The 399-nt window shown below is 56.9% G+C and carries 1 protein-coding gene; it reads right to left on the bottom strand.

Features of this window, described 5'->3' with window-relative positions; translation table 11 throughout:
• Positions 1-399, bottom strand: a 399-nt coding sequence (locus NE473_RS30460) for an MBL fold metallo-hydrolase (protein ID WP_256265583.1), incomplete at both ends; no start/stop codon positions are given.

Below are 399 nucleotides of genomic sequence, written 5' to 3'. Positions count from 1 at the left end.
TCCCCGGGAAGCCACAGAAAGATCTGATCATCCGTCTCTCCGACCGCGGATACCATCTCGAAGGTGGCTCCATCGATGGTGCGTATGACGGAATCTTCGGTATAGAGCGTGGCAGGCGGAAGAAACGAATAGACGCCGTCGCCGATGGCGTGGCCTTCCCGGATTCCCAGTCCCTGGGTAATGAGCTCTTCGTCGGTCAAACCGTAGCCGAACTGGCGGAAAGTTCTTTTGTTCAGGATTGGATTGATCCGGTCGGTGCCTTTTAATACGGCCTTTTTTGGGGCAAAGGCGATGATCTCCTCCACCGTGTCCCGGAACGCGCCGCCGCCGCCCCGGTGATCCGGGTGACCATGGGTATAGATGATTGTTTTAACCGGTTTATCCGTGAGACGGGACAGC

This window comes from Hungatella sp. SL.1.14, from assembly GCF_024460495.1.
Taxonomy (GTDB): Bacteria; Bacillota; Clostridia; order Lachnospirales; family Lachnospiraceae; genus Hungatella; species Hungatella hathewayi.
This window is presented reverse-complemented; position numbering and strand designations above follow the sequence as displayed.